Genomic DNA, 230 nt, shown 5'->3' with positions numbered 1-230 from the left:
CGCTGAACAGCCGGCTGCCGATCGCGTAGAGCGGATCGTCAAGAATATTCTTGACGAACAGCACCGTCGGCGCCGTCGTTTCGACCCCGCCAAACGCCTCCACATAAAAGCGCCAGTTGCTTTGCAGCAGTGACGGAAAAAGCCGCCGCAGCGGTCCGGCGAGCGCCGGGCCGAAGTGCCGGTGCGCGTAGGTGAGGATCGTGAACAGCGTCTTGCCGTCGCGTTGCACG

Annotated in this window: 1 pseudogene; it reads right to left on the bottom strand. The window is 63.5% G+C overall.

Going from position 1 to position 230, the window contains the following annotated elements:
• Positions 1 to 230, bottom strand: a pseudogene (locus tag SB786_RS37980) (hypothetical protein); the annotation flags it as partial.

The organism is Burkholderia sp. SIMBA_062 (assembly GCF_046534765.1).
Taxonomy (GTDB): Bacteria; Pseudomonadota; Gammaproteobacteria; order Burkholderiales; family Burkholderiaceae; genus Burkholderia; species Burkholderia ambifaria.
This window is presented reverse-complemented; position numbering and strand designations above follow the sequence as displayed.